The 17,945-nt window shown below is 48.5% G+C and carries 20 protein-coding genes and 1 other annotated feature; of the genes, 12 read left to right on the forward strand and 8 right to left on the reverse strand.

Annotated elements, in window-relative coordinates:
• The first annotated feature begins 21 nt into the window (after window positions 1–21).
• The 5 genes from nhaC (at window position 22) to KNO68_RS10620 (ending at window position 4,847) form a co-directional block, all read left to right on the forward strand.
• Window positions 22–1,398, forward strand: coding sequence for a Na+/H+ antiporter NhaC (nhaC, locus tag KNO68_RS10600; protein WP_215112470.1), 1,377 nt, complete (start codon window positions 22–24; stop codon window positions 1,396–1,398).
• Window positions 1,399–1,482: 84 nt separating this feature from the next.
• Window positions 1,483–2,067, forward strand: coding sequence for a DNA-3-methyladenine glycosylase (locus KNO68_RS10605; RefSeq protein WP_078146117.1), 585 nt, complete (start codon window positions 1,483–1,485; stop codon window positions 2,065–2,067).
• Window positions 2,068–2,149: 82 nt separating this feature from the next.
• Window positions 2,150–2,662, forward strand: a complete 513-nt coding sequence (locus KNO68_RS10610) for a type 1 glutamine amidotransferase domain-containing protein (protein ID WP_015880479.1) — start codon at window positions 2,150–2,152, stop codon at window positions 2,660–2,662.
• Between the two features lie 177 nt (window positions 2,663–2,839).
• On the forward strand, window positions 2,840–3,898 hold the full coding sequence (locus KNO68_RS10615) for an MFS transporter (RefSeq protein WP_251029737.1): 1,059 nt from the start codon (window positions 2,840–2,842) through the stop codon (window positions 3,896–3,898).
• 115 nt (window positions 3,899–4,013) lie between these two features.
• Window positions 4,014–4,847: an undecaprenyl-diphosphate phosphatase gene (locus tag KNO68_RS10620; protein ID WP_214685121.1), complete on the forward strand. Its 834-nt coding sequence runs from the start codon at window positions 4,014–4,016 to the stop codon at window positions 4,845–4,847.
• A 162-nt stretch (window positions 4,848–5,009) separates the two neighbouring features.
• Here KNO68_RS10620 and bshB2 read toward each other — a convergent pair whose 3' ends face one another.
• From bshB2 to pdxK, 3 genes are read right to left on the reverse strand one after another with little or no spacing between them, the layout of a single operon-like run.
• Entirely contained in the window at window positions 5,010–5,660 is a 651-nt protein-coding gene (gene bshB2, locus KNO68_RS10625; protein ID WP_214688886.1) for a bacillithiol biosynthesis deacetylase BshB2, read from the reverse strand.
• Window positions 5,657–6,028, reverse strand: coding sequence for a YojF family protein (locus KNO68_RS10630; protein WP_074034952.1), 372 nt, complete (start codon window positions 6,026–6,028; stop codon window positions 5,657–5,659). Before KNO68_RS10630 ends, bshB2 begins: the two co-directional genes overlap by 4 nt.
• Window positions 6,029–6,083: 55 nt before the next feature.
• Window positions 6,084–6,908: a pyridoxine/pyridoxal/pyridoxamine kinase gene (gene pdxK / locus KNO68_RS10635; RefSeq protein ID WP_015880484.1), complete on the reverse strand. Its 825-nt coding sequence runs from the start codon at window positions 6,906–6,908 to the stop codon at window positions 6,084–6,086.
• Window positions 6,909–7,094: 186 nt separating this feature from the next.
• Between pdxK and cbpA the strand changes: the two genes are divergently transcribed.
• The gene (gene cbpA, locus KNO68_RS10640; protein ID WP_214685123.1) at window positions 7,095–7,730 is read left to right on the forward strand and encodes a cyclic di-AMP binding protein CbpA; all 636 of its coding nucleotides are present in this window, start codon (window positions 7,095–7,097) and stop codon (window positions 7,728–7,730) included.
• Window positions 7,731–7,742: 12 nt separating this feature from the next.
• Here cbpA and KNO68_RS10645 read toward each other — a convergent pair whose 3' ends face one another.
• The 3 genes from KNO68_RS10645 to KNO68_RS10655 form a co-directional block, all read right to left on the reverse strand.
• A complete protein-coding gene (locus tag KNO68_RS10645) occupies window positions 7,743–8,288 on the reverse strand; it encodes a GNAT family N-acetyltransferase (RefSeq protein ID WP_214685184.1) in 546 nt (181 codons plus the stop codon).
• Window positions 8,289–8,345: 57 nt separating this feature from the next.
• Window positions 8,346–9,230 (reverse strand): diacylglycerol/lipid kinase family protein, encoded by an 885-nt coding sequence (locus tag KNO68_RS10650; protein ID WP_214685125.1) that lies wholly within the window; start codon window positions 9,228–9,230, stop codon window positions 8,346–8,348.
• Between the two features lie 135 nt (window positions 9,231–9,365).
• A complete protein-coding gene (locus KNO68_RS10655) occupies window positions 9,366–9,740 on the reverse strand; it encodes a hypothetical protein (RefSeq protein WP_015880488.1) in 375 nt (124 codons plus the stop codon).
• Window positions 9,741–9,899: 159 nt separating this feature from the next.
• Between KNO68_RS10655 and KNO68_RS10660 the strand changes: the two genes are divergently transcribed.
• The 4 genes from KNO68_RS10660 to KNO68_RS10675 all read left to right on the forward strand — a co-directional run bounded on the left by KNO68_RS10660 (window position 9,900) and on the right by KNO68_RS10675 (window position 13,787).
• A complete protein-coding gene (locus KNO68_RS10660) occupies window positions 9,900–10,331 on the forward strand; it encodes a MarR family winged helix-turn-helix transcriptional regulator (RefSeq protein ID WP_047795835.1) in 432 nt (143 codons plus the stop codon).
• Between the two features lie 119 nt (window positions 10,332–10,450).
• Window positions 10,451–11,086: an FMN-dependent NADH-azoreductase gene (locus tag KNO68_RS10665; RefSeq protein ID WP_078146124.1), complete on the forward strand. Its 636-nt coding sequence runs from the start codon at window positions 10,451–10,453 to the stop codon at window positions 11,084–11,086.
• A gap of 80 nt (window positions 11,087–11,166) precedes the next feature.
• Window positions 11,167–11,844 (forward strand): uracil-DNA glycosylase, encoded by a 678-nt coding sequence (locus KNO68_RS10670; RefSeq protein ID WP_031424398.1) that lies wholly within the window; start codon window positions 11,167–11,169, stop codon window positions 11,842–11,844.
• Between the two features lie 143 nt (window positions 11,845–11,987).
• Window positions 11,988–12,182, forward strand: a binding site (T-box leader).
• A 45-nt stretch (window positions 12,183–12,227) separates the two neighbouring features.
• Window positions 12,228–13,787: an aromatic amino acid hydroxylase gene (locus KNO68_RS10675; RefSeq protein WP_215112472.1), complete on the forward strand. Its 1,560-nt coding sequence runs from the start codon at window positions 12,228–12,230 to the stop codon at window positions 13,785–13,787.
• A 49-nt stretch (window positions 13,788–13,836) separates the two neighbouring features.
• On the opposite strand, the gene KNO68_RS10680 is transcribed toward KNO68_RS10675, so the two are convergent.
• Complete coding sequence (locus tag KNO68_RS10680; protein ID WP_078146126.1) at window positions 13,837–14,835, reverse strand: alpha/beta hydrolase; 999 nt, start codon at window positions 14,833–14,835, stop codon at window positions 13,837–13,839.
• A gap of 33 nt (window positions 14,836–14,868) precedes the next feature.
• Window positions 14,869–15,687 (reverse strand): Cof-type HAD-IIB family hydrolase, encoded by an 819-nt coding sequence (locus tag KNO68_RS10685; RefSeq protein WP_078146127.1) that lies wholly within the window; start codon window positions 15,685–15,687, stop codon window positions 14,869–14,871.
• A 129-nt stretch (window positions 15,688–15,816) separates the two neighbouring features.
• Between KNO68_RS10685 and KNO68_RS10690 the strand changes: the two genes are divergently transcribed.
• Both KNO68_RS10690 and KNO68_RS10695 read left to right on the forward strand, forming a co-directional pair.
• Window positions 15,817–16,509, forward strand: coding sequence for a response regulator transcription factor (locus KNO68_RS10690; protein ID WP_015880495.1), 693 nt, complete (start codon window positions 15,817–15,819; stop codon window positions 16,507–16,509).
• Window positions 16,506–17,885 (forward strand): sensor histidine kinase, encoded by a 1,380-nt coding sequence (locus KNO68_RS10695; RefSeq protein ID WP_015880496.1) that lies wholly within the window; start codon window positions 16,506–16,508, stop codon window positions 17,883–17,885. Before KNO68_RS10690 ends, KNO68_RS10695 begins: the two co-directional genes overlap by 4 nt.
• Window positions 17,886–17,945 lie beyond the last annotated feature (60 nt).

Genomic DNA, 17,945 nt, shown 5'->3' on the forward strand with positions numbered 1-17,945 from the left:
TAACGAAAGGAGGGGACGTCGATGCAGATGAAAGGAAAAGAAGCTGTATTCGTCGTGTTGATGAGCGGGATTACCTTGCTCGCACTGATGTTTTTGGCCAAAGCGACGCCACATATGGCGATTTTTGGCACAATGGTAATAGTAGGTGGATATGCGTATTATCGTTCACGCGACTTCAAACAGATTGAAACGGCGATGATCAACGGAATTCGTGAAGCGATCATGCCGGTGTTGATTTTGTTGTTGATTGGGATGCTCATCGGAGTATGGCAAATGTCCGGGACGGTCGCGACGATCCTCTCCATCGGTCTAAATACAATCTCTGCTGAATGGTTCTTACCGAGTGTTTTATTAATCACGATGATCGTCTCGACCTTCACAGGAAGCGCCTTTACAACCGTCGGAACGGTCGGTGTCGCCTTATTTGGAATCGGGACGGCACTAGGCATCTCGCCGGCGCTCGCCGCAGGTGCGATCGTATCGGGTGCCCTCTTCGGAGACAAGATGAGCCCGTTGTCGGATACGACGAACTTTGCGCCGGCAGTGGCGGGTGTCAAACTGTTCGACCACATTCGCTTCATGATGGGGACGACGATTCCAGCGTTCATCATCACGTTGATTTTATTCACGTTCCTCGGACGTAGCGGTCAAACTGCCGACACGGTACAAATTGCAGAGGCGCAAGCCGCGCTCAGCGGACGGTTTGACCTCTCATGGCTCACGTTGATTGCCCCTGTGCTCGTCGCAGTGCTTGCGTTCCGTCGGATGCCGGTCTTGCCGACGATGCTTGTTGGGATGTTCGCCGGTGTGTTGACGGCCGGTTTTGTTCAAGGCAACTGGAGCATCTCGAACTGGCTCGGTGTCATGCAGTCGGGCTTTAAGTCAGATGTCGAAAATGAATTGATTGCGAATGTACTCGATAAAGGTGGTCTTGAATCGATGCTCTGGTCGGTCAGTCTCGTCTTGATCGCCCTCGCGTTCGGTGGCTTATTACGTGAACTCGGTATCTTCCAAGCCATCGTTGAATCGTTGCTCGAGCGTTTGAAGTCACCAGGGAGCTCGGTCCTATCAGTTGTCCTCAGTTCAATCGGTGTCAACTTGCTCGCGGGAGAACAGTACTTGTCGATTCTCTTGCCGGGTCAGGCGTTCAAGCAAGGGTTTATCGATCGTGGGATCGACCCGCGCTACTTGTCACGGGCACTTGAAGATGGCGGGACCGTCATCAACCCGCTCATACCTTGGGGTGTCTCCGGAGCGTTCTTCGCAGCGACACTCGGCGTGCCTGTATTGGAATACGCACCATTTGCGTTCTTCCTCTGGCTCAGCCCGGTCTTCTCCATCATCTTGGGATACGTCCGATTGGGGAAGCAACGTGAATCGCTAAAAATCGCATCATAATATCGAGGTGTCCTGCCATGCAGGGCATCTTTTTTGTGTGCAACATATGACTTTTGAGAAAATAGGAGAAACGGAGGTGGAACCATGAAGCGACTCGATCTAGCATTTTATGAACAACCGACACTCGAATTGGCACGCGCCTTACTCGGTCAATATTTGGTGCGGCGACATCCAGAAGGTGACATCATCGCGAAGATTGTCGAGACAGAGGCTTACCTCGGTGCCATCGACCGGGCGGCGCATAGCTTCGGAGGGCGTCGAACGAAACGAACGGAAGTCATGTTCGGACAACCTGGGCATGTATACACGTATCAAATGCATACACATACGCTCCTGAACGTGGTCAGTGGTCCGGTTGGTACACCGGAAGCCGTGTTGATTCGAGCCGTCGAACCGATTCAAGGACATGAATGGATTGCTTCGAACCGTCCCGGAGTGAAGCGATATGACCAGACGAACGGACCAGGGAAGTTGACGAAAGCACTCGGAATCACAATGGATCTATACGGCCATTCCTTTCAACAAGACCCACTCTACATCGCGGAGGGTGAGGCAGGAGTAGTGATTGAGGCGGGTCCCCGTATCGGGATCCCGAACACGGGCGAGGCACGTGACTACCCGTATCGCTTCTTTGAACGCGACAATCCATACGTCTCGAAATTCCGTTGAATGCCACTTGAGATGTTTAAGTGATTCATGCCAGTGGAACAGTCCCTATGTGCATAAAACAAACAAAGGGAGTGTTTAGGATATGGCAAAAGTAGCAACGCTCATTACGGATATGTTTGAAGATGTAGAATTCACGGGTCCCCGTGACGCATTGGTGGATGCGGGACATGATGTCGTGACGATCGAGAAGAAAGCGGGTAATACGGTAGAAGGGAAACAAGGGGAGGCGAAAGTGAACATCGACCAATCGATTGACGATGTATCGCCAGAAGATTTTGATGCCCTTCTCTTGCCGGGCGGATTCTCACCTGACTTGTTGCGTGAGGACGAGCGTTTCGTCTCGTTCGCCAAAGCCTTCATGGATGCGAAAAAGCCTGTCTTTGCCATCTGTCACGGACCACAGCTGTTGATTACGGCGAAGACGTTAGAAGGTCGTGACGCGACCGGCTACAAATCGATCAAAGTCGACATGGAGTATGCCGGAGCGAAATATGCGGACAAAGAAGTAGTCGTCTGCCAAAACCAGCTCGTGACGAGCCGTCAGCCGGATGATATTCCAGCATTCAATCGCGAGATGCTCAACTTATTGAAATAACACGTCGACCACGAGATTCGTCTCGTGGTTTTTATATGTATTCGGGAATAGACAAGTAAGGAGGAGATTTAAATGAAAAAACGAGCACGTTCACCGAGTTAAGTTCGTCGAAACATTGTTTGGTTAGGGTGGATTCGTTGGTTTGAAGGGCTGATTCCCGCATACGTGATTGAACGGTTGTTTTGGGAATCGCGAGGCATCACCATTCAAGAAGTCGTCTACTTGGAGATGATCTATGCGCTCATCATCGTCTTGTTCGAGGTGCCGACCGGCGTGTGGGCGGACCGAACGACACGGCGTCGGCTGATTCAGGCAGGTGTAGCCTTGGAGTGGTTATCGTTTTGGATCTTGTTATACTCGTTCACCTTCAGCGGATTTTTTGTCGCCATCAGCTGTTCGGCCGTTGGGTCGGTCATTCGAAGTGGGGCTGAGAATGCGCTGCTATACGAGTCCTTACAAGAAAGTCATGAAGCGTCGTCGTTCGAACGGGTTCTTGGAAAACTGAACGCGATTGGGATTATGGCCGCTGTGACGGCGGCATGGAGTGGCAGTATGTTGGCTCAGTACCTTCCATTGGAGTGGAACTACAGACTTTCCATTCTCAGTTTATTGATGGCGACCGTGTGTAGCTTATTTCTCGTTGAACCCGTTCATGGCGAAGGAGAAGACCGATTGACGTGGCGGCACTTGTTGAAAGGATTTCAATTTGTGTGGTCGCACACATCCATTCGTAACGTCACCATCGGATTTTTGGCAGCCGTGTCCGCATTCAATTTCATCGATGAGTTCTGGCAACTGTATGCACGTGATGTATCCATCCCAATCTATTGGTTCGGTGCCATTTCAAGCGTCCTGCTTTTGATTCAGTTACCTGGTCAACTTTTTGCGGGGACGCTTATACGATTTGCGTCATCCAAGTGTTGGTTAAACGGGTTCGGTTGGTTAATGGGCGGTGGATTTCTCATCGTCGGGTTGTTCCCGAGTCCGATTGGAATCGGTGTGATGGGACTCCTAGCTCTATTGTATGGTGCAATGGAGCCACTCTATTTTGGGCTCTTGCATCATCAGGTGCCTTCCGATATCCGAGCGACGACCGAATCATCTGTCTCGATGCTATGGCATCTCGGTATCCTTGTGTTGGGGTTTGTCTTTATTGTAGGAACGACAGCGTCGCTATTTTTGGCGTTCATCTTAATCGGGCTTGTCGTTTGGTTCGTTCATGCGACTATCCGCTAATCTTTACAGACATGGGTCATAAGCCATGTCTGTTTTTACGTCTTAAGACGGACGAAAGATTGTGTCGAGAAGTGTATGATGAGAACAATCTTGATGAATCAATAGGAGAAACAATGTGGAATGGTATGAATTATTTGTAGGATTTTTATTAGGTGTCGTCGAGGGATTGACGGAATTTGCCCCGGTCTCGTCGACCGGTCATATGATTCTCGTGGATGGTCTCTGGTTGAATTCGAGTCAGTTTTTAGGGCAGGAAGTAGCGAACACGTTTAAAATCGTCATTCAATTAGGATCGATTTTAGCGGTCGTGGTCGTCTTTCGGGACCGGTTCAAAACGTTACTGAATCCGAAGTCTTTGCTCACTCTAAGGCAAAGCGGAACCACACGCCAATTCAATCTCGTACATATTTTGATCGGATTGCTGCCTGCTGGCGTCCTCGGTGTACTGTTTGAGGACTACATCGATACACATCTCTTCTCGGTCAAGACGGTGTTGATTGGGTTAGTCGTCGGTGCGTTCTTTATGATTGCCGCAGATTTATCCGGTGTGAAGCGTCAGACGACCGCTACGCTCGATGACATCACGTATAAGCAAGCACTTGGTGTCGGCTTGATTCAATGTTTTTCGCTATGGCCAGGGTTCTCAAGGTCCGGTTCAACGATTTCTGGAGGGGTTCTCCTCGGAATGAGTCACCGGGCAGCGGCAGATTTTACGTTCATCATGGCGGTACCAATCATGTTTGGAGCGAGTGCATTGTCACTCTATAGCAAGTGGACGTATTTCACGCTCGATACGCTACCCGTGTTTGTCGTCGGCTTCGTCAGCGCATTTTTATTCGCACTTCTTTCGATTAAATTCTTTTTGAAATTGATCAACAAAGTAAAATTGATGCCGTTTGCGATTTATCGAATCGTATTGGCTGTTGTGATTTACGTACTTTACTTCTGAAAAAAACACGTGCGAATGGCACGTGTTTGAAACCAATGAATGGAATTGTTCGTACAGTCTAGAAGAGGTGAAAACATGGGACAAATCGTTGTAGTATTCGGAACGTTAATCGGTCTTGGGACCGTTGGGGCATTGCTTTATATGACTCGTCTAGCCTATGAATCATGAGAACGGATAATGATAGAAGCGCTCACGTTGGAGTAACTCCATGACGTGGGCGTTTTCTGCGTTATCGATCGCACGAAGAAGACCTTCTGTCTGAGACCGGTGAGCAAACAGGGCATCTTTCTTCTGTTTGCTCTCTTCCGTTACATCGACGATGACGTGCGGTTGTCCGAGTTCCTCTTCTGTGCGGCGGTCGAAGGCGACACCTAAGAACTCAGGACGCGTCTCGCCCATCTCTTGAAGTGCACGTACGACGGCACGGGCTGTCGCTTCATGATCCGGGTGGACGGCATATCCTGGATAGAACGAGATCACGGTTTCCGGCTTCACTTCGTCAATCAATGTACGGAAACGGCTAGCGAGCTCGGCCTCGTCCTCAAACTCGACGGTCTTGTCACGAAGACCCCACATGCGCAGGTCCTCGATGCCCATCATGCGACAGGCTTCTTCGAGTTCATGTTTTCGAATTTTTGGTAGTTCTTCACGTGTCGTAAAGATTGGGGAACCCATATTACGTCCCATTTCACCGAGCGTCAAACAGACATATGTGACGGGCACTCCTTTTTGACGATGTTGGATAATCGTTCCGGCCGAGCTGAACGCCTCATCGTCCGGGTGTGGGAAGATGACGAGTAACGGTCCATTCATTGATTCTCCACCTCCGATGCGCCTTGTGGGAGCGGCTTGATATCGATGTGCAGCGCACATGCGAGACGACCGAGACGATCGTGACCGGCGAGTAACAACTGTTCCTCGTGCATTTCATAGTCGGTCAATCCCTCGACATAGAGCCAACCGTGATCGAGTTTTAAACCGACACGATAGGGACCATTTCCTTTAATTTGACCGATGCTGTATTCGATTTTGGCATTACGGATAAACATCCCGGCGTTATGAAAGTCCGGGTCATTGTGTGTCGCGTAGGCACCGTTCGTCGTCTCGACATGGACGAAAAGTGGTGTCGCGACGTGATTGTCTAAATAGTGCTGAATGTGATCAGGTTGAATTGCTTTCACGTCTGTCCCTCCAATGGAAAGGATGACCCGAAACACGTAGTTCCGGGTCATCTGTTTACGATTGTGTTGCTACTTTTTTACGGTATCCGGTATGGTTCGTCGGTCCAACGTATTGGTTGAGACGGAATGAATGACGAACGGCTTCTGTGATGAACTCTTTTCCGATTTCAATCGCTTCTTCGACCGTGTGACCGTTGGCGAGTGAGGCTGCGATGGCAGAAGAGAACGTACATCCGCCGCCGTGTGTGAACGCAGGCTCGATTTTTTCACTTTCAAGAAGGCGGAATTCGTTTCCGTCGTACAAGACGTCGAATGCGGTATCGAATCCGAGTTTGCCACCGACTTTGACGATGACGATCTCTGCGCCGAGTTCGTGGATTAAACGAGCGGCTTCTTTGATTTCGTCCATCGTTGCGGGTGTTTTATCAAGGCCAGCGAGCATACGCGCCTCGAATAAGTTCGGTGTGATGATTTTTGCGACTGGTACGAGGTGTTGACGCATCGCGACCGCAACGTTCGGATCAAGAATCTCATCCGCACCTTTACATGCCATGACCGGATCGACGACGGCATTCTGGATGCCGTATTCTTTAATCTTCCGTGCTGCGAGTTCGATGATTTCAGGTGTCGGGAGCATACCTGTCTTCACTGCATCGACTCCAATTCCAGCGAGCACCGTATCGATTTGTTTCTCAATCAAGGTCGTGTCGATTGGAAAGACTTCGTGATTCCATGCGTTATGTGGGTCTTGTGCCACGATGACCGTCAAGGCTGTCATACCATACACACCGAGTTCTTCCATCGTTTTGAGGTCGGCTTGGATTCCCGCGCCACCACTTGTGTCAGAACCGGCAATCGTCAATGCTTTTTTCATCGTCATAATCGTCCATCCCCTTTGTCTGTTTGGATAGTTTCACTATAACGACTTTTTCCTATTCCGACAAATGCAAGGATTACGAGACGTGTTCATAACTTTTCAGAAAAAGTATGCAGGATATTCATCATAATTGGGGAATAATAATGAATAGGGTGTAGACCACTTTATTATTGGCTGGGAGGAAAACGCATGTTAGTGCATAGCTTATGTATCCCGAAGAAAGATGTTGTCACCATCAGTGAAAAGGCAACATTGCGGGAAGCGCTTCATACGCTTGAAGAAACAGGATACCGTTGTGTACCTGTTTTAGACGAGACGGGGAATTTTTTCCGCGGTAACATTTACAAGATGCATATTTATCGTCATGGAATGAACGGGGAAAACATGGACGATAATGTGATGACACTCATCAAGAATACACAAAAGTACGTCCATGAGTCAGATGGATTCTTTGAAGTATTTTTCTCAATCAAAGAGTTGCCGTACATTGCTGTATTGAAAGATGAAAGCAATGAATTCTATGGCATCCTTCCCCACGGCAAGATGCTCGGGATGCTCGAAGAAGCATGGAGTCGCGACACGGGTAGTTACGTCTTGACAATCGCCTTGAGCGAACAGGCTGGGGCACTTGAGAAGATCACGAAAATCGTGAACAAATATACATCAATCGCGAGCTTGATGACGCTCGATGCGAAAAGTAAAGTCTTGCGTCGGGTACTCGTGACACTACCACCGGACTGTGAAGAAGACATGAAAAACAAGGTTGTCTCGAAACTTGAACAAAAAGGCTTCCGGATCGTCGAAGTCGAGAACTTAAAGAACTAAGTCAAAACCCTTTCACTTGGCGTGAAAGGGTTTTTCGTCGAGTCGTTTTTCCATCCGAATATCGGACCAAAATTGACCGTCCCAGTAGGTGAAGTGCTCGATCCGGCCGATTTCTTGATATCCACATTTCGTATAGAGATGATGGGCCGCATGGTTGAAAGCGAATACGCCAAGTTCCATACGAGGTGTTTGTTTGGCTCGCAATTGCTCTTCTAACAAACGAAGAGCTTCTGTGCCAACGCCTTTTCCGCGACCTACAGATTCGCCGATGACGAAACCGAGCCAAGCTGTACCGGGTTCTTGTCGATATAAATGAGGCGGGTCATACATGACGTTCATTTCTCCGACGAGATGGTCATCTGCATAGATGAGGAAGATATCGTGCGTTAAGAGTCGTTCTTCTAAATCGCCAACCGTCATCTCATAATGGGCGGTCAATTCTTCTTCGGAGCGGCTCGGTCGAATAAGGTGTACGATCTCAGGATCGTTATTCCAACGATTGAATGTATCGACGATGTCGACGGATGCAGTTTTTAATGGAACAAGCGAGATATTGATAGGTCATTCTCCTTTCTCGCTTGAACACATTCGATTCAATCGTCAAAATTCCTGCTCTTATACCGGCTTTAATACGTTTAAGTGGCTCGGCAATACTTCAAAGGTGAGCGGTAGCGTGCCCCCTGTGTCCCCGTCAGCATTTACAGGAAGCGCCTCGGGTGAGGTCACCTTAACCCGTTTCGTACAAAACGAGGTGACGCTATCTGTTTCCTTCAACTTTCCTGTGAAGAGGGCGGGTGTTAATTGAAGTGCGTCCTTTAACCCGAGTTCTTCAAAGATATAGACATGAAGAAGCCCATCATTCAGCCGCGCGTCTGGTTCGAAGTTTTCAAATCCTCCGACTGAGTTCGTCAAGGCGATGACGACGAGATAGGCTTCGCCATTAAACTGACCGTCTGTACTGTCAAGTGCCAACTCATATGGACTATGCTCACGGAACGCTTTTACACCCTCAATCAAGTAAGCGAACGGTCCCCATTTCGTCTTCTCTTCCACACTTACTTCGTCGACGGCTTCGGCAATGAGCCCGATGGCGATGACGTTCATGAAATAACCGTTCTCATATTTGCCGATATCCATCGGTGTCGGTTCAGCGTCACGGAGTGCCTCGATCGCTTGCTTAGGGTCACTTGGGACACCGAGTGCACGGGCGAGGTCGTTGACCGTCCCGAGTGGAATGATGCCGAAGTCAGGTCGATGAGTAGCCTCAGCTAAACCGGTCACGGCTTCGTTCAAAGTTCCGTCCCCACCCATCGCAATGACGGCCTGATAGTGCTTTTGTGCCGCTTCACGTGCGAAGTTCGTCGCATCCTGTTCCTTTTCAGTGAAGCGGACATCGACGTGTCCATATCGTTCGCGCAACACCTCTTCGGCATGTGTTGCGTGTTGTTCCCCCAACTCTTTCCCTGAGGATGGATTGACGATTAACATGACTGTGTCCATTCCAACATGTCTCCTTTTCAACTCGAATACTGTCCTTTATTCCCGTCAAAGAAAGCAGATACTCCTAAAAAAACCCCCATGTCGATTAGCTATCTCGCTCTAATCTTCAAGGGGATGCGTTGGGCATTCGATTGTTTAATAATGACGGAATGCGGACATATCTAAATGACTTGCTTCCGACTCGTCCACGGCAAGTTCGATGCGCAAATGTTCATTGAACGGGGAGACGAGAGCCCCCATACAGGCGACCGGTTCATGATCGGGGACCGGTGATTTACGCTTCGTTTTGACGAATAAATAGTCCGATCGTTTCAACGTCAATAAGAAACGTTCCACGGCATGCGGTTCACGGGTCACGTTTGGCCAAGGTAAATGATTGAATAATAAAAAGACCGCGCCTTCTTTTTCGAGCGCATAATCCGGTGCGATGCCTTCCCGATTCAACAAATCGATGACAGCATGCAAAAACTCCCGTTTAATCGTCAATGAAATTTCGTAATACTCACGCATACGGTCCACCCTTTCTTAAAATCACAATACTACCATTCTAAACGTTTCCGACATGGGCGACAATGAAGAAGTTCCTTGACGAAGTATTTTTCCCGGCTTATACTGCATAAGTCCTGCTATACTAGTGATATATGATGAACGAATTGAGGTGAAACCGACATGATTGAATCCCTTGAATTGAAGGCGTGGGTCGTTCTTGCGCGTACGATGGATGCCATCAGTGATCGTGTGAAAGAAGATTTACGACGCCACCAGTTAAATTCAACAGAGTTCGGTGTTTTATCCGTACTGTATAAACGAGGAGACACCCCGTTGCAACAAATTGGGGATCAGATTTTGATTACGAGCGGTAGCGTGACATATGTGATCGATAAGTTGGAGAAGCGAGGGCTGATTGAACGAATCGCCTGCCCGTCTGACCGACGTGTCACATATGCTTCATTGACAGACGATGGAAAGGCGCTCATGGACGTCGTCTATCCGCAACATATTGAAATCTTCAAAGATATATATGGACCGTTAAGTGATGAAGAGACGGAACAATTGATTTCGTTATTGAAACGAGTCGGTTATAACGCAGCGGGCAAATAAAGCCCGTTGCTTTTTTATTTAATATCTTGAAATTAAAATAATTGACGATGAGATATACAGATGATATAGTTCTAACTGTTATTGAAAAATTAGAGATTACACAAATGGAGGATTACACGATGACTAAAGTATTATATGTATCGGCTAACCCGAAACCAACTGAACTTTCATACAGCAAACAAGTGGCAGAAACATTCGTTTCGACACTCCAAGCAGAAAATCCATCAATCGAAGTGGAAGCAATCGAACTCTACGATGTTGATGTTCAAGAAATCGACGGAGATGTGCTCAGTGCATGGGGCAAATTCGCTTCAGGCGAAGCGCTCACTGATGTAGAAGCGAAAAAGGTAGGCACAATGAGCGGCATGCTTGAGAAATTCATGGAAGCGGACCTTTACGTGTTCGCGACTCCAATGTGGAACTTCTTCTTCCCAGCACGTATGAAAATGTTCCTCGATAGCGTGCTCATGGCAGGTAAAACGTTCCGTTACACGGAGCAAGGTCCTGTCGGCTTGCTTGAAAACAAACAAGCGATCCACATCCAAGGGACAGGCGGAATCTACACTGGGACGGACCTTAACTTCGCAGACGCATACCTTCGCCAAGCGCTCGCGTTCGTCGGTGTATCTGAAGTAACGACGGTAGCGGTTGAAGGAATGAACCAATACCCAGACAAAATCGAAGAAATCGTTGCGGACGCGAAAGCGAAAGCTGAAGCACTTGCGAAAGAAGTTGCAGGCGCAGTAACGGTATAACCTAGAGAGACGAGTCGACTGACTCGTCTTTTTGTATGCAATCATTTTGGGTATGATACAAAGGGAAAGGGGAGTATGCAATGGCAGATCAGTTATCGAGTCGATTACTTGGAGATTGGACGGATATTATCCAAGAAGAGATGAAACAACCTTACTTTCAACAACTAAAGCAATTCGTTGACCAAGCGTATGAAGAAACGATCGTTTACCCGACCCGAGAAGATATTTGGAACGCATTTATTTACACGAAATTCAGTGAGGTGAAGTGCGTCATTTTAGGACAAGATCCGTATCACGGACCGAACCAAGCGCATGGACTCAGTTTTTCGGTGCAGGACGGAGTACGTTTCCCGCCGTCTTTACGAAACATTTTTCAAGAACTAAAAGATGACGTTGGGTGTGATCTCCCGAAGAGTGGCAACCTCGAGAAATGGGCGAAACAAGGCGTCCTGCTCTTAAATACGGCACTGACGGTTGAAGCGGGGAAGGCGGGCTCTCACCGTGGAAAAGGGTGGGAACAGTTCACTGACTCTATCATTGAGCGGCTTGGGAGTCGTGAGGAACCGATTGTATTCATCTTGTGGGGAAATGATGCGAAGAAGAAAATGAAATGGATTGGAGACCAACATAAAGTGCTTACGTCCGTTCATCCAAGTCCTTTGTCGTCCCATCGTGGATTCTTCGGCTCTAAGCCATTCTCTCAAGTGAACGATGCATTGAAGGAGTGGGGAAAACCCCCAATTGAATGGTGTTTATGACAGTCTACGAAAATTCGTAGGCTGTTTTTTGTTGACGCGTCGAAAAACCTTTGGTACAGTAACTAACAAGACGCTACTTTAGTGCTTAAAAGCATATATGCATAACAGCATAACTGCAGAAAAGATAAAGAATTGGATATGTAAGAAAAGCGAAGAAAGAACCGAAGTAGAGACATCTTCCCTGGCCCAGAGAGCGTGTGGTGCTGCGAACACGCCCAAAAGATGAATCGAATTACAGTTCCTGAGCTCTCATCATTGAGCGGTCCCCCGTTATCGGATCAAGCGGCTAGATATTTTTCTAGCAACCAGGGTGGTACCGCGGCTTTGTCGTCCCTATCGATTCAATCGATAGGGATTTTTTTGATTTCAAAGGAGGACTTCACATGTTGACACAATCGATTCCAAAACACCTAGCCCCACATATTTCACCGCAGTTCTACAATGAATACACACCAACGGATCACGCCGTTTGGCGTTTCGTGTTGCGGTTGAACTTGCACACGTTAGAAGGGAAGGCGCATCCGTTTTACATCGAAGGATTGAAACGGACGGGAATGGGGCCGGATCGATTGCCGAACGTCGAACAGATGACGGATGAGATGCAGGCGGCAGGATGGTCGACGGTCGCAGTGGATGGACTCATCCCCGGCGTTGCCTTTTTTGACTTCCAAGGAAACGGGATGCTCCCGGTCGCGACAGACATTCGGAAAGTCGAGAATATTTTATACAGTCCAGCCCCTGACATCATTCACGAGGCGGCGGGACATGCGCCAATGTTGATGGACCCGACGTTTTCGGCAATCGTCAAACGCTTCGGTCAATTAGGGGCCAAGGCGTTCATGAACCGAGAAGAACATGCCTCGTTCGCCGCATTGAAACGCTTGACGATTGTGAAGGAGAATGCGAATTCGACTGAACAGGACATCGAGGCGGCGGAGAAAGCCGTACATGAGGCGAAAGCGCAAGTGACTGGCTTTTCTGAAGCACAACAGGTCGCGCGTATCTTTTGGTGGACCGTTGAATTCGGATTGATTGGTGACCTCGACAACCCGATGATTTACGGGGCAGGCCTCTTATCATCGGTAGGAGAGAGCCGTCACTGTCTGACAGATGCGGTCGTCAAACATCCATTCGACTTGGAGCACGCGCTACAGACGAAGCAAGACGTGACAAACATGCAAAAAGAGCTATTCGTTATTCCAAACTTTGAGACGCTCTCTTCTGTCTTAGATGAACTAGAGGGAAGAATGGCGATTCGAAAAGGTGGGATTGAATCTGTGGCGAAAGCGTTGGCATCGGGAAGTCAATCGACGATTCGACTTGAAGATGGATCAGAACGTGTCGGCATCGTTCGTCACATGACGGAGTCGAAAGAACATACGCTCATTCAATGGGATGAATGTACCATTGTAAAAAATGGTCAGTTAACGAAACGAGAGCGTCATGGACTCCTCGTTGTCCATGACACGGAATCAGCGCTGGGTCGCGATGACCTCTTTGAGGACGGGACGACTGTTCGTCACGCATGTGCATCTGATTTACTCAAGGATGTGACCGTTCAGTTAGAAGGACGAACGATTCCTCTCGACTCACTTGAGGTACGTGTCGACTCACTTCCATCAGTTTTCCCGGGAACCACGGTAGACGAGTTGATGATGATTGAAAAACCGGTGATCATTGAACGGGATGAGCGTGTATGGACAAACGATGATCCGATGTTCAATCGCATTCATCTCATGCGTGAGCGGGGAGAATCAATCGACGGTCTCATCCCAGAGATCTTAACGCACCGCCCTGACGCCTGGTTATTACACATCGAGTGTCTGGAACTGGTGAAGGATGAAGGACTGAAACAGACATTGATTGAACGTCTTGAAGCGTTGCGTCAGACTTCCCCATCCCGAAATGAATTGATTGGTCGCGCGTTCGACCTATTGCGCTAACGAAAAGAGGCGACGTTTTCCATAGTAGGAGAACGTCGCCTCTTGTGCGTTATACAGATTGATTTGTCGTTTCACGTAAGAACGTAATCAAACGACGATACGTGGAATTGGCCGCTGGGCGGTCCATTTCGAAGTAATAATTATGTCCGAGCTCGTGCTCATTCCGATCATAAAAGACAGTCGTGACATCCGTCCGTCCTGAAAGAATCGTCGCAAATTCTTTGGCCTGTTCCTCAAAGGAATGGTCATTCCCGTCCGCGATAAACGTTGGGGCGAATGTGGCCGGTACATTGACGAGTGGCGATGCTTCAGCAACGACCGGGAGAGTCTCCCAATTGTACGTGCCGAAGTATGCCCATCCGATTCGTTTGAACAAGAAGCGGTTCACCGATTTCGATGATTCGAGCCATGTGCGCTTCAAGTCGAGCGGTGCAGACAAGAGGACGGTACCGAGGATAGAGGATTTTGGTACGACTTGTCCCACTTCAGCAGAAGGTGAATAGTCGTCATTCAACTGGACGCCGACAAACTGTGCAACGAGCTGTCCACCATTCGAATCACCTGCAAAGAAGACGCGGTCCAAATCGAGACGGAAGCGGTCATTGTTCTCAGCAATGAACGAGTACGCCTCTTCGATTTGTTTGAGCGGGGTCGGATACATCACGTCAGGTGCGAGTGCGTAATTGATACTGACGACGTTATAGCCATTACTCGCAATCGAAGTGGCATATTTTAACACATCCGATTTATCCCCACCGACGAACGACCCACCATGCACCCAAAAGATTGTTGGGACAGGTTTTCGGTCGCCTTCATAGCGAATCAAATCAAACGTTCCGTTGTCATAAGAAGACAAGTAGTCGATGTCTTTTCGGACAGACGTCTTTTGAACGACTTCCTCGAATCCCTTCATCTCCACTTCGTTCCCCCCTGCGAACGAAGTTTTGATTAAACGTGTGGCTGGTTTAGGTGAAAGGAACACATAAGCCGCTCCTGCGACCGCAGTTCCAATCAATCCGACTCCAGCTCGTTTCAACCCTTTATTCATCTTCCTTCCTCCCATTCTACAATCAGAAGCTTATTACGTGAGGAGTACGTCCGCCATGTACGTTTCGATGACATGAGCGATTCCGTCTTCGTTGTTTGATTTTGTGATGAAGTCCGCTTTCCCTTTGACCGTCGTGTTAGCATTTCCCATCGCGACACCGAGGCCGGCCCATTCAATCATCGTCAAATCATTGTTTCCGTCACCGCAAGCGATGACTTCTTTTTGTGCGATGCCGAGTTGATCTGCAAGGAAGGCGAGACTCGTTCCTTTTGTGACACCTGCTTCCGTAAACTCAAGGAAGAACGGTTTTGAACGGGCCACAGCCAATTTTCCAGCCAATTCTGTTTGTAGCTTTGTTTCGATCGGAGCGAGTGTGTCGCCATCTGCAAGCATCAAACATTTGACGACCGGGGCTGTCACGGCATCTTTAAAGTTGTCGACATGAATGACCGGCATTCCCGTCAATTCACCTTCGATATCCGTATAAGGGTTCGGGCGATCGGTTACGATTTCGTTACCGACGTACGTATGAATCGCGATTCCTTCCCGTTCACTGATATCATGGAGATGGGCGACTGTATCCGGCTGGAGCGTGCTCGAAAAAATCTCCTCGTTCGTCGCACAATCGATGACTGAGGCACCGTTGAACGATAAGATGTAGCTTCCGTATTTCGCAAGTTCTAATTCACGGGCTGCATCCCACATCGCAAACGTTGGTCGTCCGCTCGCGAGAACGACTTTATAGCCGCGCGCCTGTGCATCGAGAAGTGCTTCTTTTGTCTTAGGGGAAATCGTATGGTCGCTCGTGAGGAGCGTATCATCCATATCCAATACAATCATCTTGTAACTCATAGTAGTAGGGGGTCCTCCTTCAGAATCTAATGACTCCATCCTAAACCTTTTTAAGGTCAATTGACAACCTTGTCGCAAAAACGTAACTATAATGTAGAGAAGTGAACTCTAGAAGAGGTGGAAATCGATATGAATCGAATTTTAGTAGCTGAGGATGAACATGCGATTCGCAGCTTCATTATTGTCAATTTAAAACGAGCCGGATTCGACGTCTTTGAGGCGACGAACGGTCGAGAAGCGGTCACCGCATTTGACCGTGAACCGTTCGATGTCGTCCTATTGGATGTCATGATGCCGGAAATGGACGGATTCGAAGCATGTGCTGCCATTCGTGATCTTGACGAAAATGTAGGGATCATCATGTTGACGGCACGGACGCTCGAAGAAGATAAAATTGAAGGGCTCGGTAAAGGTGCAGACGACTACATCGCCAAACCGTTCAGTCCAGGTGAATTAGTGGCGCGCATCCAAGCGTTGTTGCGCCGTGTCGAAAAAGTGAAACGAAAAGATTCGAAACGCTTGAAGTCGGGACCGTTCGCAATCGACCTCGCCGCAAAACAAGTGACGAAGTATGGACAGTCGATCGATTTGACGCCGACGGAGTATGACTTGATCTGTCATCTCGTCCAAAACGAAGAAATTGTCTTGTCACGTGATGCGCTACTCGATGCGGTATGGGGCGTTAACTATTTCGGTGACCGAAAGACAGTCGACGTCAACATTCGTCGCTTGCGTCAAAAAATTGAAGATGACCCGAGTCATCCGGTCTACATCGAGACGTTGTGGGGTCACGGATATAAATGGCGGAGACATGAGGCATGAAACAACAGTTAGTCATTCGCATGATGATTGTCGTGACGATCGTCTTGCTCTTACTCGTCAGCGTTTTGTCTTACGGGACGTATCGCTACTATTACGAGTATGAGTCAGAAGCGTTACTGAGTCATGCGACCACGAGTGCATATCTATACCCTCAAGCCCAAGTAGGGTTTGAGACGCCGAGTGCCTTTTCTGTCCTCGTCCGGACATTCGGATATCCTGGAACTGATTTGACGATTGTCGACCGGAGCGGTTCGATTGTCAAAACGACGGGACAACGAACAAGGCAGGCCTCATTCTCTCAAGAACAGTTACAGCAATTGTCGCAAGGAGAGTCCGTCGTGCAGGACTATGACGTCGGGGATGAACATTACTTGTCAGTCACGAGTCCCATTATGACGAACGATACGTCCGAGTTTGCCATCAGTTTCACGCGACCGCTTGAAGATTTAGACACGCTCATTCGCGAAATTTGGATGACGGTCGTCATGATTGGCGTCTTGATCTGGTTGCTCGCCCTATACACCGTCATCCGGATTGCCGATCGCTTCGTCAGACCGATTCGTCACATCATCGAGGCGGCGGATGAGATGGCTCAGGGCGACTTCGATGTATCCGTTGAGTCAAATGAGAAACATGAGCTTGGAGCCTTGGCTCGAACGCTCACGTATTTAGGCGCGAAAGTCCAGCAGCATCAGTCGACACGTAACGAATTCCTCTCGAGCGTGTCGCACGAACTCAGGACACCACTCACATCGATTAAGGGATGGACCGAGACGATTCGGGGTGGTGATGAGAAACTGTCTGAAGAGACAGAGCTCGGTTTAAGCATCATCCATTCGGAGACAGAGCGCATGATCGGTCTCGTCGAACAGCTTCTTGACTATACAAAAATTGAAGAGAGTCGGTTGGTCTTGTATCGCCAAGAACTGGACCTGGTCTCTTTGTTACGTCAAGTGACACTGCAATTGAAACAGTCACTTGAAGACAAAGGCATCACACTCATCGAACGCTATCCTCAAAAATCGGTTGGATTATTTGATGAGAATCGATTGAAACAAGTGTTCTTAAACATTCTCGAGAACGCGATTCGTTTCTCACCAGACGGAGGAACGTTGACCATCCGCTTCGTACAATCGGAACGTGTCGCCTTTATCTCCATTATCGATGAAGGTCCCGGTATTTCACGAGAGCATTTGCAGCGCATCACCGAGATGTTCTATCAGGCTCATGTCACAGAAGGTAGTAGCGGGCTTGGGCTTGCGATTTCAAAAGAATTGATCGAAGCGCATGAAGGCAAACTCGTCATCGAGAGCGAGGTCGGACACGGGACGACAGTGACCGTCTTATTGCCGCTCGACCCGAGTGAACTACATTAATAGGATTAAACCTCCCGAATTCAGGCTACATATAGATGTATGTAGACTGAGGGAGGTTTT

The sequence above is a fragment of the Exiguobacterium sp. s75 genome (assembly GCF_018617145.1).
GTDB classification, from domain to species: Bacteria; Bacillota; Bacilli; order Exiguobacteriales; family Exiguobacteriaceae; genus Exiguobacterium; species Exiguobacterium profundum.